At 59.4% G+C, this 17,028-nt stretch carries 10 protein-coding genes and 1 pseudogene; 8 read left to right on the forward strand and 3 right to left on the reverse strand.

The annotated features are described in order from the left end of the window. Window positions 1-23: 23 nt before the first annotated feature. From AC1ATL_RS03655 to AC1ATL_RS03670, 4 genes are all read left to right on the forward strand, one after another. Window positions 24-329, forward strand: coding sequence for a YhbY family RNA-binding protein (locus AC1ATL_RS03655; RefSeq protein ID WP_026646955.1), 306 nt, complete (start codon window positions 24-26; stop codon window positions 327-329). A 210-nt stretch (window positions 330-539) separates the two neighbouring features. After that, window positions 540-1,553 (forward strand): glycosyltransferase family 2 protein, encoded by a 1,014-nt coding sequence (locus AC1ATL_RS03660; RefSeq protein ID WP_476568564.1) that lies wholly within the window; start codon window positions 540-542, stop codon window positions 1,551-1,553. Window positions 1,554-1,781: 228 nt separating this feature from the next. Continuing rightward, on the forward strand, window positions 1,782-2,549 hold the full coding sequence (gene ppgK / locus AC1ATL_RS03665) for a polyphosphate--glucose phosphotransferase (protein ID WP_432623807.1): 768 nt from the start codon (window positions 1,782-1,784) through the stop codon (window positions 2,547-2,549). 116 nt (window positions 2,550-2,665) lie between these two features. Beyond that, window positions 2,666-3,841 (forward strand): pyridoxal phosphate-dependent aminotransferase, encoded by a 1,176-nt coding sequence (locus AC1ATL_RS03670; protein ID WP_432623809.1) that lies wholly within the window; start codon window positions 2,666-2,668, stop codon window positions 3,839-3,841. A gap of 54 nt (window positions 3,842-3,895) precedes the next feature. Here the strand turns inward: AC1ATL_RS03670 and AC1ATL_RS03675 are convergent, their stop codons facing one another. The 3 genes from AC1ATL_RS03675 to AC1ATL_RS03685 all read right to left on the reverse strand — a co-directional run bounded on the left by AC1ATL_RS03675 (window position 3,896) and on the right by AC1ATL_RS03685 (window position 8,712). Beyond that, window positions 3,896-4,696: an ATP-binding cassette domain-containing protein gene (locus AC1ATL_RS03675; RefSeq protein WP_476568567.1), complete on the reverse strand. Its 801-nt coding sequence runs from the start codon at window positions 4,694-4,696 to the stop codon at window positions 3,896-3,898. Window positions 4,697-4,778: 82 nt separating this feature from the next. After that, complete coding sequence (locus AC1ATL_RS03680; RefSeq protein ID WP_476568569.1) at window positions 4,779-6,440, reverse strand: aryl-sulfate sulfotransferase; 1,662 nt, start codon at window positions 6,438-6,440, stop codon at window positions 4,779-4,781. A gap of 133 nt (window positions 6,441-6,573) precedes the next feature. After that, window positions 6,574-8,712 carry a hypothetical protein gene (locus AC1ATL_RS03685; RefSeq protein WP_476568949.1) on the reverse strand — a complete coding sequence of 713 codons (2,139 nt, stop codon included), beginning with the start codon at window positions 8,710-8,712 and terminating at the stop codon, window positions 6,574-6,576. 143 nt (window positions 8,713-8,855) lie between these two features. On the opposite strand from AC1ATL_RS03685, the gene AC1ATL_RS03690 reads away from it, so the two are divergent. The 4 genes and pseudogenes from AC1ATL_RS03690 (at window position 8,856) to AC1ATL_RS03705 (ending at window position 16,963) form a co-directional block, all read left to right on the forward strand. Next, complete coding sequence (locus AC1ATL_RS03690) at window positions 8,856-12,161, forward strand: tetratricopeptide repeat protein (protein WP_476568951.1); 3,306 nt, start codon at window positions 8,856-8,858, stop codon at window positions 12,159-12,161. Between the two features lie 97 nt (window positions 12,162-12,258). Further along, on the forward strand, window positions 12,259-14,931 hold the full coding sequence (ligA, locus tag AC1ATL_RS03695; protein WP_432623817.1) for an NAD-dependent DNA ligase LigA: 2,673 nt from the start codon (window positions 12,259-12,261) through the stop codon (window positions 14,929-14,931). A gap of 65 nt (window positions 14,932-14,996) precedes the next feature. Continuing rightward, on the forward strand, window positions 14,997-16,118 hold the full coding sequence (locus AC1ATL_RS03700) for an Mrp/NBP35 family ATP-binding protein (protein ID WP_476568571.1): 1,122 nt from the start codon (window positions 14,997-14,999) through the stop codon (window positions 16,116-16,118). Window positions 16,119-16,347: 229 nt separating this feature from the next. After that, window positions 16,348-16,963 (forward strand): annotated as a pseudogene (locus tag AC1ATL_RS03705) (ECF transporter S component). Window positions 16,964-17,028: the final 65 nt, after the last annotated feature.

A 17,028-nucleotide genomic window follows, 5' to 3' on the forward strand; every position in this document is an offset into this window, starting at 1 on the left:
CTTACAGATAGGAATGGAACAACATGGCACTTACCAAGAAACAGGTCAAGCAGCTGCGAGGCCTGGCCACCAAGCTCAATCCGCTCATCCAGGTCGGCAAGAACGACCTGAGCGAGAACGCCGTCAAGCAGGCGGACGAGACCATCGAAAAGCGAGAGCTCATCAAGTGCTCCGTGCTTGACGGTTCCGGTCTGACGGCCAAGGAGGCCGGCGAGGAGCTTGCCGAACGACTCGGCGCGGAACTCGTCCAGGTCATCGGGAACCGTTTCGTGCTCTACCGCCGTTCCAAGCGCGACGACGTGGAGCACATCCGTCTGGTCCGCGAATAATTGACAGGCGACGATCAAACGCACATATGGCCGTTGAAATGTCGTTTCGTGCGGGAACCGCAGTGGTCTTCCATGCGAAACGACATTTTCATATCGAGGGATATCTTCTCATAAGGGGCTATATCGCATTCGATAGGGCCTACGGCATTCCGCGACATGGGTGGAGAGAAACATCGTCCATGGTTGAGGGCGGGTGCAAGAATGGAACGCATGACTGAAAAGCATGTTGCGAAAAAGACCATCGAAAAGCTGGCTATCGTCGTGGTGACCTACAAGCGTCAGCAGCTGCTCGCCACCCTGTTCGAATCCATTGAAAAGCTCACCGTCGCCCCATGGCGCATCGTCATCGTGGACAACGAGCATTCCGAACAGACCCGCGGCATGGTCGAAGAATTCCGCACCAAAATCACCGGACGATGGGGTTCCACCGTGGCCGACCAGTCCGGCAATGAAAGTCGTGTGGTCTACGCGCCGCAGACCGAGAATCTCGGCGGAGCCGGCGGATTCTCTGCCGGCGTGAAGAAGGCCTATGAGCTGGGCGCCGAATGGTTCTGGGTCATGGATGACGACGTCGCCGTCATGCCGGAGGGCATTGAGCGCCTCGCCAAGTGGACCGACCGCCATGATGTGATTCAGGGCAGCCGGTACGACTATGACGGTGGTCCGTTCTACTGGCAGTACGATTTCATCGTCCCGCTCGGCATCCCGAATCCGATAGCGCCATCCACGTTCGGCCCTGCCGGCTATCGCGTCATGGACACGTTGTGCTTCGAGGGAGGCCTGTTCCGCCGCAACATCGTTGAGAAGATTGGCCTGCCGGATCCCCGCTTCTTCATCTACTGGGACGACACGATGTATGGTTATCGCGCCAGCAAGGTCACCAACCCGATCGTGGTACCCGACGTGGTGCTGCGCCGCACGCGCGAGATTGGCAACTGGGACATCGCTGGAGTTCGCCAGCTCAACTCCACGTCCGACATGAACCGCTACCACATCATGCGCAACCGCGGCTACATGGCCCGTTATTTCATGACATATGGCGATTACCGTCCGCTCTTGTTCGGCTTGGGCACGCTACTGACAGCGGCGAAGGAGCTGATCCGTCTGACGATGGTGGATCGCGAGCATTTCAGAACCGGCATCGTGCAGATCGCCAAAGGCTGGTGGGATTCACGCAAGCTGATGCATGATCCGGACTGGCGCCCGATGCCTCCGTTGAAGTGATTCGCCGGATTATTTCCGTTCGTTCGTCCCGTGCCGATGGGGTCATCCGCACGGGACGAATTCGTTTGCAAAACATACCATCGCGATGTTCACCAAGTTAAGCATTGCAGTTTATGCAATCGCTCTCACCGATTGTGCATGTCGTGCGCGTTTTTGGCTATATTGCGAGTTACCATGGCATCTGCCGGTTCGATTACACCCACTATCTACCTTGAAGAGAGGTCAAAGATGATTGAAACTGCACAGGCGTTCGGCGTTGACATTGGCGGCTCCGGTATTAAGGCCGCTCCGGTCAATCTCGAGAAGGGCGAATTCGCCGAACCGCGTCTGAAGATCCTCACCCCGGAGGTTTCCACTCCGAAGGCCGTCGGCGAGATCGTGCGCCAGCAGCTCGAACACTTCGAGGTTCCCGAATCCGCTCCGGTCGGCATCGCTTTCCCGGCTCCGATTCACGTGGGCGAGAAGCTTGGCTACATGGCCAACTTGGACCAGTCCTGGGTCGGCGTGGACGTCACCGAAGTGTTCTCCGAAGCCTGCGGTCGTCCTGTCACCGTGGTGAATGACGCTGACGCTGCCGGTCTTGCCGAACAGCAGTTCGGCGCTGCGAAGGGCCAGGATGGCCTCGTCATCGCCACCACGCTGGGCACTGGCATCGGCACCGCGCTGATTTTCAACGGACAGCTCATCCCGAACACCGAGCTCGGCCATCTGGAACTTCTCAAGGGCAAGGGTGACGCCGAGAAGTACGCCGCATCCTCGGTCCGCGAGAAGCTCGACATGGGCTACAAGAAGTGGGCGAAGCGCCTGACCAAGTATTACTCCCTCATGGAGTTCTATCTGGATCCGCAGCTGTTCGTCGTCGGCGGCGGCGTGTCCCGCGTCTCCGAGAAGTTCCTGCCGTACATCGACATCAAGACTCCGATTGTCGCGGCCAAGCTGCACAACGAGGCCGGCATCATCGGCGCCGCATACTACGCGAGCGTCAAGCAGCAGTGATGCGCTGACCGATCGAAGCCGTTAAAGGACCGTCCGAAATGCCGGACGGTCCTTTTTCTTTGCCGCCGATGGTCCTGGATGGCTCTGTCGGCAGTCCAAGGAGTAGGGTTGGCATCATGCGTTTTTCCTCAAGAGTCGACATCAGCGAACCCAATCCCATCGCCAAAGCGGAAGCCGCGGCCAAAACGGCCGGCAGAACGCTCGTGAAGCTCAACGACTCCAATCCGACCAGGCACTCGTTGGCGCCGGCCATGGTGCCCGATATCTATTCCGCCGACCCGCGCGGTCAACGATACGCGCGTGAGGCGCTGTCCGCGTTCCTGAACACGCGTGGAGCGTTGCATTGCTCCGCCGAAGACCTGTATATTCTGAGCTCCACATCTGAAGCCTACTCATGGCTCATCAAACTGCTGTGCGACGCCGGCGACGCCGTGCTCGCACCGAAGCCGGGATATCCGCTCATCGAATCAATCGCGCGTCTCGAATGCGTCGACATGATCGAATACCAGCAGCGGTTCGACGGCTCATGGTACATCGACGTGGCGGAGCTGAAAGCCGCGCTGGAAGGTGCGGATGGCGGGCGTATACGGGCCCTGGTGCTCATCAACCCCAACAACCCGACGGGCTCGTACGTCAAACCATCCGAACGTGAGGCGATCGTCGGCCTGTGCAGGGATCACGACGTGGCCATCATCGCCGACGAGGTGTTCTACGATTACGATTTGGAGCCGTTCGACGGCAATGCGCGTCTCGCGGGGGAGACCGGAACGCTCACGTTCGCATTGGACGGCTTTTCGAAGATGCTTGCCGCACCGCACGCCAAAGTCGGCTGGATCCAGGTGTCCGGACCGGACGAGGAAGTGGCGGAGGCCAAGCGCCGTCTCGATGTGATAGCCGACGACTACCTGCCCATGAGCGAGATCGTGGCCAAACGTATCCCCGCGCTGCTGCAGGCCGCGCCCACGCAGACCGAACGTGTACGGCAGCGTGTCCGTGGCAATCTCGCCATGTTGCATGCCATGCTTGACTCCGACGGGCAGGGGCTCGTCAGCGTGCTACGCGCCGAAGGAGGATGGAACGTGCTGCTGCGCGTACCGAGCGTGATCGACGAGAACGATCTCGTGTTGCGCATGATTGAACGTCACGGCGTCTCCGGACAACCCGGCTACTTCTTCGATATGACCTCCAACGGCTATCTGGCCATATCGCTGCTGCCTGAGCCAGGTGATTTCCGCCGCAATGTGCAAGTGATGGTCGACACCGTCAACGAGCTCATCGACGGTGTCGACTGAGATGACCGATTTGGTGGACGGGCCGGACTGCGTGGCCGGCCCGTCCACATGCCATCACGCCTTGGCGGCCTCGTATTTCGAACGGACCAGATCCATATAAAAATCCACTGCGTCGCACGGCGTCCCATCGAACACAACCTTGTGGTCATCGACGACAAGCGTGCGGTCGATCGCGTATTCCGGACGGACGATCAAATCCGTGTCATGCGTTGCGAACACGACCTGCTTGTCATAGCTGAACAATGCCTGTGCCACGCGGGCGGACGACACTTCGTCCAATCCCTTGGTCGGCTCGTCGGCGACGAGCACGGCGGGGGAGAAACTCAACGCGGACGCGATCGCCAATAGGTGCCTTTTCTCCCCATCCAACGAGGAAGCCGGCTCGCGGGATACGGCGGCCAAGTCGAAATGCGCAAACAGATTGCCGATGATTGCCTGGCGTTCGCTTTCCGGCACCTTGTGTTTCCTGAGCGGCAGCTCGACCGCCTCGCGGATGGAAGCAGCTTGGTAATATGCGTTCGGCAGCTCCTCGCGACGCACACGGCCGATCATGTCCTCGACATGTTTCAGCTCCCGTTTCACCGACGGGTCATAGGAGACGCCATCCGCTTCGATACGGACGGTTCCGGATGTGGCGGTCAAGGCACCATCCAACAGTTTCAGCAGTGTTGTCTTGCCAGCGCCGTTCAGACCGATTACCGCCACACGCCTGCAATCGGGCGTGATGTCCAGCGTGGTGGCCTCCAGCCCCACGGCGCCATCCTCATAGGTGTGGGCGGCGGAATCAAGATGGAACGTGACGGACGAGGCCGGTGCGGAACGTTTGCCGGAAAACAGCGAATCGAAGAAACCCATACTGCCGATTGTAACGGACCTTGTGCGAATCCTCTCGCGGGGACCGTGAATGCTTCCGCCAAAGCCGGGACGGAAACACAGGTCAAGCGAAATAGAATCCGGAGAAATCGTACGAGTATACACGGTAAATGTAGCTCGAGCTGAGCGACATCCTGTATTGCGCGACCAGGCTGCCATCCGACGAATACTGGCCGAACAGCCCCTGCATACCGGAATCGACGAGGATATTGCCGTTGCCGAGCTCCTGTGCGGAGGAAACGTATGGGGAATACGGCACGTTGAACGAGGCGACCTCCGTGTAGGTGCCGGCGTTTTCGTCCACCAGATATCTGCGATATTGTGATCGCGCGGTGTCGGAGGAGAATTCCGTGGAGATGCCGTCGATGACCGACCAGTCGAAGTCGGGGCGCGTCAGCGCGGTGCCGTAGTTGTTGTCGAACATGTACAGGTAGTACTGGCCGTCCGGCAGGGAATCGTCGGCGACGTAGGTGATGGAGTGCTGTCCGCCGGTGTCGGAGAAGTCACCATCCTTGTCGAGGAACGCGGATGCCTCTTTCGTGCCGTCCCACACGGATGGCTCTCCAATCATGTAATCCAGTGTCGGCACGCCTTCCAGATCATTGATTTTGATGATGGTGGATGTCTCGCGGGCGGAGAACAGCGCGGAACCGTCGTCCAACAGTTGAATGGTGTTGCAGTGCAGCCAATCCCAACGGTTCTTGGCGGTGGAATCGGATTCATCGGTGCCTGCATGCGTGGTGGATGCCTTGTAGTCGGCGAACATCTCACCGAAATCAAGCAGGCGCGTCACGCTGCCGGTCGTGGTGTCCAGTTTGATGACTTGGTCCTGCACGGCGTTGTCGCTGCGATCGAGTTCGGTGGCGAGCAGCACGATGTTGCCGTCGTCATCCATCGCATAATCATGATGGAGGATATAGCTGGATCCCAGGTCGAGGATCTTCTCGAGTTTGCCGAGCCGGTTCATGCCCACCATGTGATGAGTGGACGCGGAGAACCACATCAGACCGTTGTCATCGAACAACAGTCGGTGCGAACGGTAGTAAAGTACGGGGATTTCGCCTCGCAGTACGCCGTTCGTATCGTAGTAGAACATGAAATCCTGTTCGTCGGAATCATTGCCGAGAATCGTATACAGGCCATCGCCGAGATCCTCGCCATCGTCGGCGGTGACGGTTCGTTCGAGCTGGACTTCCTCGCTGCCGAGCTTCGAAGGCCCCTTGCGTGTGATGGTCTTTGTGCGTGTGCCGCCATTGGCGTCGGTGAGGGTTAACGTGATCGTGTTGGTGACGTCGGGAACGAGTCCGAGCAGTTGGAATTCATGGGTCTTGCTGTATTGCGATTTCTGATACGCGTCGCGTGTGAAATCCGCGTAGCCGTCCGCGTGCACGGTATAGGAGACGGAGACCTCGTCATCAGTGGTGAAATAGACCACCAGTGACGTGGTGTTGGTTCCGTATGGATTCTCGGCCATGAAGATGTTGTCCTCGGTGGCCTTCGACGCGGACTCCGCCTGTCGGAGCTTGTCGTCCGCCATGGTCTGGTATTCCGTGGTGTATACGTTTTCGATACGCGCGTTGAGCCGTTCGATGCGGTTCTTCCTAATCGCGGCGTCGACATTGCCGTAGCTTGCGAAGCAGACGCCCAAGGACACCACGGTGGCGAGAAGGACCGCCATCCAACGGAAAAGACGCGGATGGCTACGTGGCGATGGAATCGGCTTCATGGTTGGCAACTCCTAGGATTCATCTCAGAGCAAAACAATGACATTTGACACCATTGTCGGTGAAACTCAAAGCAACCCGGAAAAAAGATTGTAAAAAACCCGAAAGGAACCTGAATTTTTGCCGAAAAAAGCATCACAGCATCGAAAACCATGATCTCACGTCCAAAAACAGGCCGGGATTGTTGCGCAACAGTTCGTCGTCGCGTCCAGGCAGAAACAGCGACAACAGCGTGATGGCAATCATGAACAACAGCAGCGCGAGGAACCCGGCTCTGACCAGCCAGCGCAGGCGTGGCCGCGCGATGTCCAGCACGCAGGACAACGCAGGCAACGCGGCCAAAGCGAACAACCATCCAAAATCGGTGATGTAGCGCCATCCCAATCCCGCCATACGCGAGTCGAGAACGACAAGCAACAATCCCAACGCCAGACAGGAAACCGACATTTTCCACATGCCACGGCCTTCCGTGCCACGCGCCCCTCGACGCAGGAACGGAACTGCGAAAGCGGCCAAAGCCAATGGCGCGATCGCGAACAAACCTCCTGGCATCGCCTCGGTGAACTCCCAGGACGGCAATGGTGCCGGGCTGACCGCAAGGAAGGGGAATGCGTCCGTGAAGCGCAACGGCAGAAACAGGTAGTAGACGACGGTCAGCACGAGATTCGCCAACGACTGATGGTAGTTGGTCATATCCGTGACAGTCATCTGATAGGACGACCCGAAATCGAAAGGCGACCCAAAGCGGGCCGCATTGTACGCCAGCAAAGGAACGATCACGGCCAGCGCCGGCACCAAAGCCGCCAGCGGGACGCGAAGCAGACACCATGCCGAACAGCGTGGCATCCGCTTCGCGCTGATGGCACGACGGAAAATCTCACGGATTTGCGGCCAGAAGATCACCAACGCCAGCAACGCCACCACAATGAACTGTGGACGGCATCCCAGATTCGCCGCAATGCACACCGAGCCGGCGGCCAGACGGGGAAGCGACAATGATTGCACGACATCATCGCCATTTTCCCCATCGGTCGAAACCGGAACACGTTTCGTGGCGCCCAGCCACAGCCATAATCCAAGAGCGCTCAAAAACAGGGAAGCCGCGATGGGCACAGAGTAGAAGTTCGTTCTGTACCACAGGTACACGCCATTGGATGCCAACAACATAAACACGCACAGCATACTGACCGCGGCCACAGGCATACCAGGACGAATCCTATCCACCATACGGATCACCAGCAGACAACCAAACACCAGAAAACCAAGCATCAGCAACGGCACCGCCGCACCCGATGGCATCATCAACCCGCCGTCGACGAACAACGACGTCACCGCACGATACGGCAGGAACAGCAACAACGCCGGCACCACGCCGAAATACGAATACCAATGACCCCGATAGAACGCGTAATCCCAATACACCGGACCCACACCCTGATCAAGCAGACGTTGACGCGTGCCCACATCATAAGGGTTCGCCGCGTCACGTAACGCATCCGGCGTATCCAAATCCAACCATGTATGACCATCAAGCAACGCTCGGGCCACATAATCATATTGGTCGAAATCATACGTATACATGCCATCCGCATGAAAGCTCAACGGGGCGGCCGCCACCAACTGCCACACCACCACCGCCAAAGTGGCCACCGCGGGCACCGCAAGCAGCACGCCCAGCCATGCACGCTGCCGCACGCTTGACGTGTCCAACGGCACCCGCCACAATCCGGAACCAGGACGCCAAGCTAACACCAACGCCAGCAACGCCAGCATTAAACCAATCCGCAAAGGACTCAACGAAAACGGCACACGCACATTCGCGCGCACCGCCTCAAACGGAACCACCGAACCCTCCGGCTCTAGAATCCGCACACACACCGTTCCCCCGGAAGCGGCCGCTCGCACATACTCCGAACGCGGCGAGGACAACGACACCGCCTCGACCCGACCGGGAAGCCGATTCACATCAGGACGCACCTGAACCGTGGACAGCACATGTGCGCCGCCATCCATCGCCTTGCGCACCGCCTGCGACGAAGCCGGAATAACGCGCACATACTCCGACGAGCCATCCGCATCTACCTGCATGTACGCCTGCGTCGGATCAACAACCTTCAACAGTCCCTCATCCGTCCGTTCCAGACCGGGCCCCAACACGTTAAACGCCGCCGAGGAATCACCCGACGCGGCCACCGACCGCCAAAACGGCATATTGCACAACACGCACTCAATCGCCACCATCACCGCAAAAGCGACTACAATGACCACGCACATACGATGACGAGCCTGAAAACGCTGCTTCGAAAAAGTCACGTCATTATTCTAATGGCTTTATGTCGCGTCGGATTGAAAGAATGGCACACATGTCTCACCACACACCATCTGCTCCGGCAAACCAACCGGAACGCAACCGAACCATGCTCGAACGCGTCAGGCAAGGTGTGCGCCAAATCATCAACCAGACCAAAACGGAACACAGCCACGCCAACCCCTTCGGAAAGGCACTCGGCAAGCCCGACGACATCATCGGCGAACTTACCCGCAACGCCATCCGACTCAACCCGCTCGTCAAACGACACATCATCGACGGATTCAACGACGTGCCGGGAAACCTACGCCTCGGATGGGCCCAACTGCCACAAGCCCACGGCCACGCATTCTCCATCGGACTATTCACCGACAACGACCACTTCGCGCAGATCGCGCTTGCCGACGGCAAGGCACGTGTCTTCGCCGGCACGGACCCGGACATGGATACGCAGGAGCTAGAGCCGCGTCTTGTCTTCGTCAAGGAGGAGACGCTCACCTTGGCCGATGGTCCAAGACTCGGACATCCGGTCAAAGGCAAGCCGAAAACGGTTCATGCCACACAAGGCGGCGTTGTGGGACGCATGACAGGCGGCCGCATGATGTGGCTCGCCTCCTGGCTCAAAACAGGTAACCGCTACACGCTCGAGCAGATGCGCGCCAACCTGCCCGCCGACATGCGCTTCGACCTCGAATACCGGGACGCCATCACCATCGCATTCTTCGCCGCATACATGCTGCCCCAGATGAACGGTCTGCTCATCGGCTTCGGCTCCGGCAACATCTTCCGCAGGCTCAACCGCGAGGCCCCCATGGGCGCTATCCGCCGCTCCATTCGCGACACCATGAGCGCACGCTCGCACGGCATGCGAGTCTCCGGACTGGAAGACTATTTCGCCGACCTGATGCGCGAGGCGCACGCGATCGACGCCGTCCAAGGACTTGAATCAGTGCACGGCGCCGAACCCCTGCACCTGTACACGTCCAGCTACTCCGGTTGCTACTTCTTCGCATGGGACTCGTCACTGCCGTTCCCCGCAGCGCTCCACGCGCTCAACATTGAAGGAAATCTCAACCGTTTCGCCGCGGTCAGCTCATGGCTGGAACGTAACGCGCGCGTCGGAAGCCTGCCCACGGAGGACACTGTCACACGAGCCCAAGCCGCTCAAATCGACTTCGCATTACTGCAAAACCCGGCGTTGATCGCACTGAAACCGGATGACCGGTTCGGTGCGATTCTCGACCCGAACCAGGATGACGGCATCCACGCGGCCGCCCGCCTTGTGGACATCGCAGGCGACTTCAGACGGGAAATCGCGGAAGCGACCACGAATAACACGCTGGGAGATGACCACAGCGCGGACGGAGGCTCCGAATGGGTATACCGTCAGACCATGTCCCGTCTGTTGCGCAGCATGCGCCTGCCATACCGGTTCGACGTCGACTTCAGATGCAACCTCAACGATGGCGAGGTCGCGATCGGCTTCACCTCAGCCGGCGTATCCATGATGCCATCCACCCGATATGATGCCCCACGCCATACTTGGGTGGACCTGACCGCCGCCGAACGCGCGCGTATGAGCGCCGACTACAATCTGCGCGTTGGGCTCATGATGGCCGCACTGAGCTTCGGTGCCGACCCGAATGTCGAAAACGTATCCATGCACATCGACTCGATCGGGCTGGAGGAAGCCGTCGCCGAGCAGGACTCCGCCATCAGCGAGCTGATGAGCGAGGCGCTCAGCGCCTTCGAGCGCATCCGCACCGGAGACATGGGCACGGCCGGATCCAAAGCCGATCCGAAAGACGGTGACTTCCACGGCGACCCGTCACGGCCGACCCTGCCCCGGACCAGCGAAATCATCACGGATCCGGATGACACCGGCACGTCCGACCATACGGACGCGGATGACACGCTCGACAGCCGATTCGAAGATCTGATGAAAGACATCGACTTCGACGAAATGGCGTTCGAAGTGCCGGATGGTTCCACTGACGGCGACAATGACACCGCACACGAGTCGGAATCCAACATGGACGAGGCCAACGGTCTGCCCGACGAAGACGACGACCCAATGGCGCAGCTGCGCAAAAACCCGACCGTGCGCAACCTTGTCACCGTCACCTTCACCCGAAACGAATTCCTGAAACGAATCCAAACCAACGGACTTGCCGACCCCACCGAAACTTACCGCATGTTCGATGCCGAAATGGACGTGGATAGCATTGGAGCGCTGAAGCCCATCGACGCCACTTTCGACCTGCGAGATAGTCGATTCTCGCCAGCCGGCAGCCAAGAGGAGCCCGAACTTTCCGACCTGCGTTTCAATGACCGCACCGCGCAACTCTTCGGTTGCGACGACATGATGGGACTGTCCATTCAACGCGCCGATCTGCTGCAACGTGCGGTAGGGGAATTCCATCGCCTCGCGCAAAGCGACGGTATCGAATCGGTCGACAAGGCCAAACAAGCCATGGACATCATCAACGCCATCAGTGACCCCGAACTGACCGAGCTGGCCCCACAGGTCACCAGTGCGCTGATCGACGGCAACGACACCCCCGACTTCTCCTTCGCGCTTGCCGACTCGCTTGATGCCGACAGGCTCAAGGCCCGCGACCTGCTGTTCTCCGGCGAGATCGACCAGGCCATCGAAACCGCCCAGGCGGCGTTGGATCGCATGGACCAGACGTTCGAGACGAACCCCGGCGTGCCCCGCTACTTCAATTCATACGCGGAACGCGTCATCTACAACCGTATGTTCGCCACCAAGGACGAACGTACGGTGCTCATTCCCGACAACCTGTTCTATATGCACATGGAGCTTGCGGACGTGCTCGCGCAGGTCAAAGGCGTCGACGCGGCCCTGCCCCATCTCAACGCCATGGTCCGCTATGCGCCCGCCTACCCGCTGTCGCATCTCAAGCTCGCCGTGCAGCTGGGACGCGCCGAGGATTGGGATCCGGCGCGTGCGGCCTGTCTCAATGCGCTGAACGTAGCCCTCGACCGTGAGGACGCGTCGTTCGCCTACTACCGGCTTGCCTATGCGGAATGGATGTGCGACCGCTTCGACATCGCGGCCGCCGCGTACATCATGAGCGAGGAAATCGCTCCCGGGCGTATTCCCATGCTGGAAGGTGAGTTGCAGGAGCTGATGGGACGCGCCCAATCGCAGTGCATACCGGTGCCGACGAATGTGCAGGAAGCCATCCACGTGCTTTCCGACGCGGGCTTGCCGGTATGGCCGAACACGCCGGTCGCTCCGCTGATGCATAAAGCTGCGCGTGTCTGCGTGGACGAAGGCATGTTCGTGCCGGCCCGTACTCTCTCGGTCGCGGCGATGCGTATGGATTATGAGGACCGCGACGGCACGGATGTGGTGCAGATGCAGTTCCTGCGTTCTCTGAACAACTGACGTCGGACGACGATAAATCGAACATTTATATGATGATGGATGCCGATTCGGGCGCCTGCGGATGCGACGTGACGGCAACGAATGGAAAGCGGTGGAAATGACGAGTCGTGATGATTCCGAACAGCTGGCGTGGGATTTCGACGCTCCGGAAAGCGCCGGCGATTCCACGGCGGTCGTGGCCGATGAGGGATTGATCTCCTTCGCTCCTGGCAGTGAGCAATGGATTGCGGCATTGCAGCCGACCGATGCCGATGCGATGCGCCTCGACAAACTTGACGTGGCTTCGTTGAATGCCGAAGAGGCCGCGCGTCTGTGGGCGCGCGTGGCCTCTTGGGTGGAATCGGACCAAATCGCATATTATATCGACGACGCTCCCGTATCCTCCGATGCCGCGTACGATGCCCGTCTGCGTTGCCTGCAATCGCTTGAGACACAGTTTCCATCCCTTGACTCGCCGCAATCACCGACCCACCGTGTGGGTGGCACGTTCTCCAATGACTTCGCTTCCGTGCGTCACCCCTCACGCATGATGAGCCTCGATGACGTGTTCTCCCTTGAAGAGCTACGCGAATGGTACGACGGGGTGCTCAAGGGACTGGACTGGCCGGAATCGAAGCCGCTGCCCATGACCTGTGAGGTGAAGATCGATGGTCTTGCGTTGAACCTCATCTACCGCAACGGCGTGCTTGAACAGGGATTGACGCGAGGCGACGGCGTGACCGGTGAGGACATCACACTCAACGTGCGCACCATATCCACCATTCCGCAGAATCTTGCCGGTCCCAAAGAGGACATTCCCGAATTCGTGGAAATTCGCGGCGAAGTGTTCATGCGTTGGGACGATTTCCACACGCTGAATGCCGAGAACGAGGATGCTGGCCGCGCGCCGTTCGCCAATCCGCGCAACGCCGCCGCGGGAAGCCTGCGACAGAAGGATCCGCGCATCACCGCCACTCGCCGCCTGAGCTTCTATGCGCATGGCATCGGTTCGCTGCGTTGGGGCGAAGGACGTGGAAAAGACGGCCATGATGTGGTCAACGACCAGTCCGAAGCCTACGAACTGTACAAAAAGTGGGGCGTCCCGGTCTCTCCCCACAACCGCGAGGTCACGTCGTTCAAGGAAATCCTCGACATGATCGACTATTACGGCGAACACCGAGGTGACATCGAGCACGCGCTCGACGGCATCGTCGTGAAAGTCGACGATCTGGGCCTGCAGCGTTCCCTGGGCGCCACATCACGCGCGCCGCGTTGGGCCATCGCCTACAAGTATCCGCCGGAAGAAGTCAACACCGAACTGCTTGACATCACCGTGCAGGTGGGGCGCACCGGACGCGTGACTCCGGTGGCGATATTGAAACCAGTGTATGTGGCCGGTTCCACCGTATCCCGCACCACATTGCACAACCCATTCGAAGTGGAACGCAAAGGCGTGCTCATAGGAGACACCGTGGTGGTGCGCAAAGCCGGCGATGTCATTCCCGAACTCGTCGGCCCGGTGCTGGAACGCCGCAAGGGACGAGAGGACAAACTGCACAGGTTCGTGATGCCCACGCACTGTCCGAGTTGCGGCACCGAACTCGCCCCGGCCAAGGAAGGGGACAAGGACATCCGTTGCCCTAATGTGGAATCCTGCCCGGCGCAGCTGACCGAACGCATCATCAACCTTGCGTCACGCAAGGCGTTCGACATCGAACATCTGGGAGACCAGTCCGCCATCGCATTGACGAATCCGGAGGAGGACCGCCCGGATTCCATCGACACCTACGCGCCGAACATCACCGAGATTCTTGTGAAGCCTGGCGAAGAGCCGGAACCGTATGAACCGGCAATGGGTCTCGAGCTGCCCGTTCCGCAGACGCCGGTGCTGTCCAGTGAGGCCGGATTGTTCTCATTGACGGCCGATGATCTCAAAGACGTGCGTGTGTGGCGTGAGGCGCCGATCATCGAGATCCATGAATCGACCGCATCGAACGGCAGGACCAGGAAAGTACGCAAACGCGTGGGTGGATCCGGCTTATGGCATCAGGTGCCCGCATTTTGGACGACACCGACTCCGGCGCGCAAACGTAAGGAGACTGATGTCGATACGAATGCGGAGTATCCGCAATACGTCGTGCCGGACGATGCCGTGGTGGTCCGTGAGGAAACGAAGGTAATGCGCGGAGGAACGTCCAGCGTACAACCGGTGTATATCCGCCCGGCGGAGAACACCCGGAAAATGCTGGACGAAATGAATAAGGCCCGGCACGTCGACCTGTGGCGGGTATTGGTGGCGCTGTCCATCCGTCGTCTGGGACCGCCCACTGCACGTACCATCGCCAGCGCGTTCGGAACGTTGGATGCCATCGAACACGCCACGGAGGATGAACTGTCGCAGATCGACGGCATCGGTCCGGAAATCGCCGAATCCGTGGTCAAATGGTTCGCGGCCGCTCGACAGCCCGGCGACTGGCGCGGGGCTGTGCTCGACGCATGGAAGGCCGCCGGCGTGGGAGTGGGACAAGCTCAGACCAGCGGCCTGCCACAGACTCTGTCCGGCAAAACAGTGGTGGTCACCGGCTCACTTGAGGACTTCTCTCGTGATTCCGCCAAGGAAGCCATCGTTCTGCGTGGCGGCAAGGCAGCGGGATCAGTCAGCAGGAAAACGGATTGGGTCGTCGTCGGCGAGAATGCCGGGTCGAAGGCCACGAAGGCCGAAGAATTGGGTATTCCCATGCTCAATGAGGACCAGTTCAAACAACTGCTTGACACGGGAACTGTGGAATAACCGCCGCAATATCTGGCATGCCGTGCCGCGACCCGCTACTCTGGTACGCGGCACAAGGAGGAAACATGAGCGACGAGCGCACCATCGAAGCGCGCATCTATGAACGGTTGAGCAAGGTGATCGACCCCGAATTGGGCAGGTCCGTCACCGATTTGGGCATGATCGCTGCCATTGATGTCACGCCGGTGACAGGTGGAGACGACACGTACGACGTGCGCGTGCGGGTGGAATTGACCGTGGAGGGTTGCCCGCTGTCGCAGGCCATCACCGACCGAATCAATGAAGCGGTTGTCTCATATCCCGACGCCACACTGGTACCCAGCATCGAAGTCGGCTCCATGAGCCAGGACAAACTCAGCCAACTGGTGGCGGGCCTCAAATCGGAGCGCAAGCAGAATCCGTTCAACAAGCCCGGCATCAAAACCCGTATCTTCGCCATCGCATCCGGCAAAGGCGGTGTGGGCAAATCGTCCGTCACCGCCAATCTGGCGGCCACATTCGCGGCGCTCGGCTACGATACCGCCGCCATCGATGCGGATATTTACGGTTTCTCACTGCCACGGCTGTTCGGCGTGCATTCGCAGCCCACGAACCTGAATGGCATGCTCATGCCGGTCAGTGCATGGGGTGTGAAACTGATTTCCATCGGCATGTTCGCCGGAGCTGACAGGGCCATCCTGTGGCGCGGTCCGCGGCTGCAGCGTTCGTTGGAACAGTTCCTGGCCGACGTGTGGTGGGGTGAACCCGACGTGCTGTTGCTTGATTTGGCTCCTGGTACCGGCGACATGGCGATTTCCGTGGCACAGGCCTTGCCGAACGCCGAATTGGTGGTGGTCACCACGCCACAGCCGTCCGCTTCCGACATCGCGGTGCGTTCCGGTCTGGTGGCGTTGCAGGTGCCGATGAAGGTGCGCGGCGTCGTGGAGAACATGAGCTATTACGAGCACAAGGGTGAGAAACTGCGCATCTTTGGAGAAGGAGGAGGCATGCGAGTGTCCGAACAGCTGACACACAGTCTCGGCTATGATGTGCCGTTGCTCGCGCAGCTTCCGCTGGAGCCCGAATTGCGTGAAACCGGCGAGGCGGGACGTCCGGCCGTGTTGACCGAAGAAGGCGCGTTGCGTACGGACGGTATCGGAAAGACATTCAAAGGACTTGCCGAAGCGCTGATGCGCATGCCGGCCTAGGGTTCCGATTGAGTGATTCGCCGTCGATTCACATATCGTCGGCGAATCACGAAGTGAGACGATTCCGGCGTATATCCTGGGATGCATGTAATGTCGGGGCCAGACACGGGGGCTATATGGCTGAGAAGAAGCAACCGCTTCGACCGTATGAACGTATACCGGACAATGCCGGCGCACGGACGTCATCCGAATGCCCGTGCCTTATCTAAGAGAGAAAGGCGCATTTCCTATGACTGAGCAAGAACAGTCTTCCGCAATTCGCAAGCACAGCAACAAGTGGCGTGTGGTCGATATCGTCGTGACCGCCATCATCGCCGTCGCATCCGGCGTGATTTTCTGGGGATGGGACATCGTCTGTACCGCTCCATTTGGCCATCTTCGAAGCTGTGACCCCCGGTTTTGAGGGACTGCTCAACGCTTTCTGGCTGTTCGCCGGTCCTCTGGCCGCCATTATCGTACGCAAGCCCGGTGCCGCGCTGTTCGCGGAGACCCTTGCCGCGGCGATTGAACTCACCATGGGCAACCAGTGGGGCGTCGGCGGCTCCCTGATTGTCGGCATCATGCAGGGACTTGGCGCCGAAATCGGTTTCGCGATCTTCGCATACAAGAAGTGGAATCCACTGTCCTCTGCCATTTCTGGTGCTCTCGCGGGCATCGGCTGTGGTCTGTACTACTGGCTCACCAATCCGGCTTGGAACGCGTTGCGTGTCAGCATCTACCTAGGCACGTCCATCATCTCTGGAGCGGTGCTTGCTGGTGTGGTGATGTATTTCCTGCAGGTGGCCATCGCCAAGACCGGTGTGCTTGACCGTTTCGAATCCGGTCGCACGCAGGAACTGGTCTGACCTGCCGATGAGGAGTGAATCCCGCATGCCGCTATGGTGTTGCGGGATTTTTCTTGTGTCATCGC

The sequence above is a fragment of the Bifidobacterium sp. LH_743 genome (genome assembly GCF_056355775.1).

Coding starts and splice junctions, on each gene's coding strand:
- AC1ATL_RS03685 (WP_476568949.1), bottom strand. CDS start 8,712: ATGTGCGTGGTCATTGTAGTCGCTTTTGCGGTGATGGTGGCGATTGAG.
- AC1ATL_RS03660 (WP_476568564.1), top strand. CDS start 540: ATGACTGAAAAGCATGTTGCGAAAAAGACCATCGAAAAGCTGGCTATC.
- AC1ATL_RS03680 (WP_476568569.1), bottom strand. CDS start 6,440: ATGAAGCCGATTCCATCGCCACGTAGCCATCCGCGTCTTTTCCGTTGG.
- AC1ATL_RS03690 (WP_476568951.1), top strand. CDS start 8,856: ATGCTCGAACGCGTCAGGCAAGGTGTGCGCCAAATCATCAACCAGACC.
- AC1ATL_RS03670 (WP_432623809.1), top strand. CDS start 2,666: ATGCGTTTTTCCTCAAGAGTCGACATCAGCGAACCCAATCCCATCGCC.
- ppgK (WP_432623807.1), top strand. CDS start 1,782: ATGATTGAAACTGCACAGGCGTTCGGCGTTGACATTGGCGGCTCCGGT.
- AC1ATL_RS03675 (WP_476568567.1), bottom strand. CDS start 4,696: ATGGGTTTCTTCGATTCGCTGTTTTCCGGCAAACGTTCCGCACCGGCC.
- AC1ATL_RS03700 (WP_476568571.1), top strand. CDS start 14,997: ATGAGCGACGAGCGCACCATCGAAGCGCGCATCTATGAACGGTTGAGC.
- AC1ATL_RS03655 (WP_026646955.1), top strand. CDS start 24: ATGGCACTTACCAAGAAACAGGTCAAGCAGCTGCGAGGCCTGGCCACC.
- ligA (WP_432623817.1), top strand. CDS start 12,259: ATGACGAGTCGTGATGATTCCGAACAGCTGGCGTGGGATTTCGACGCT.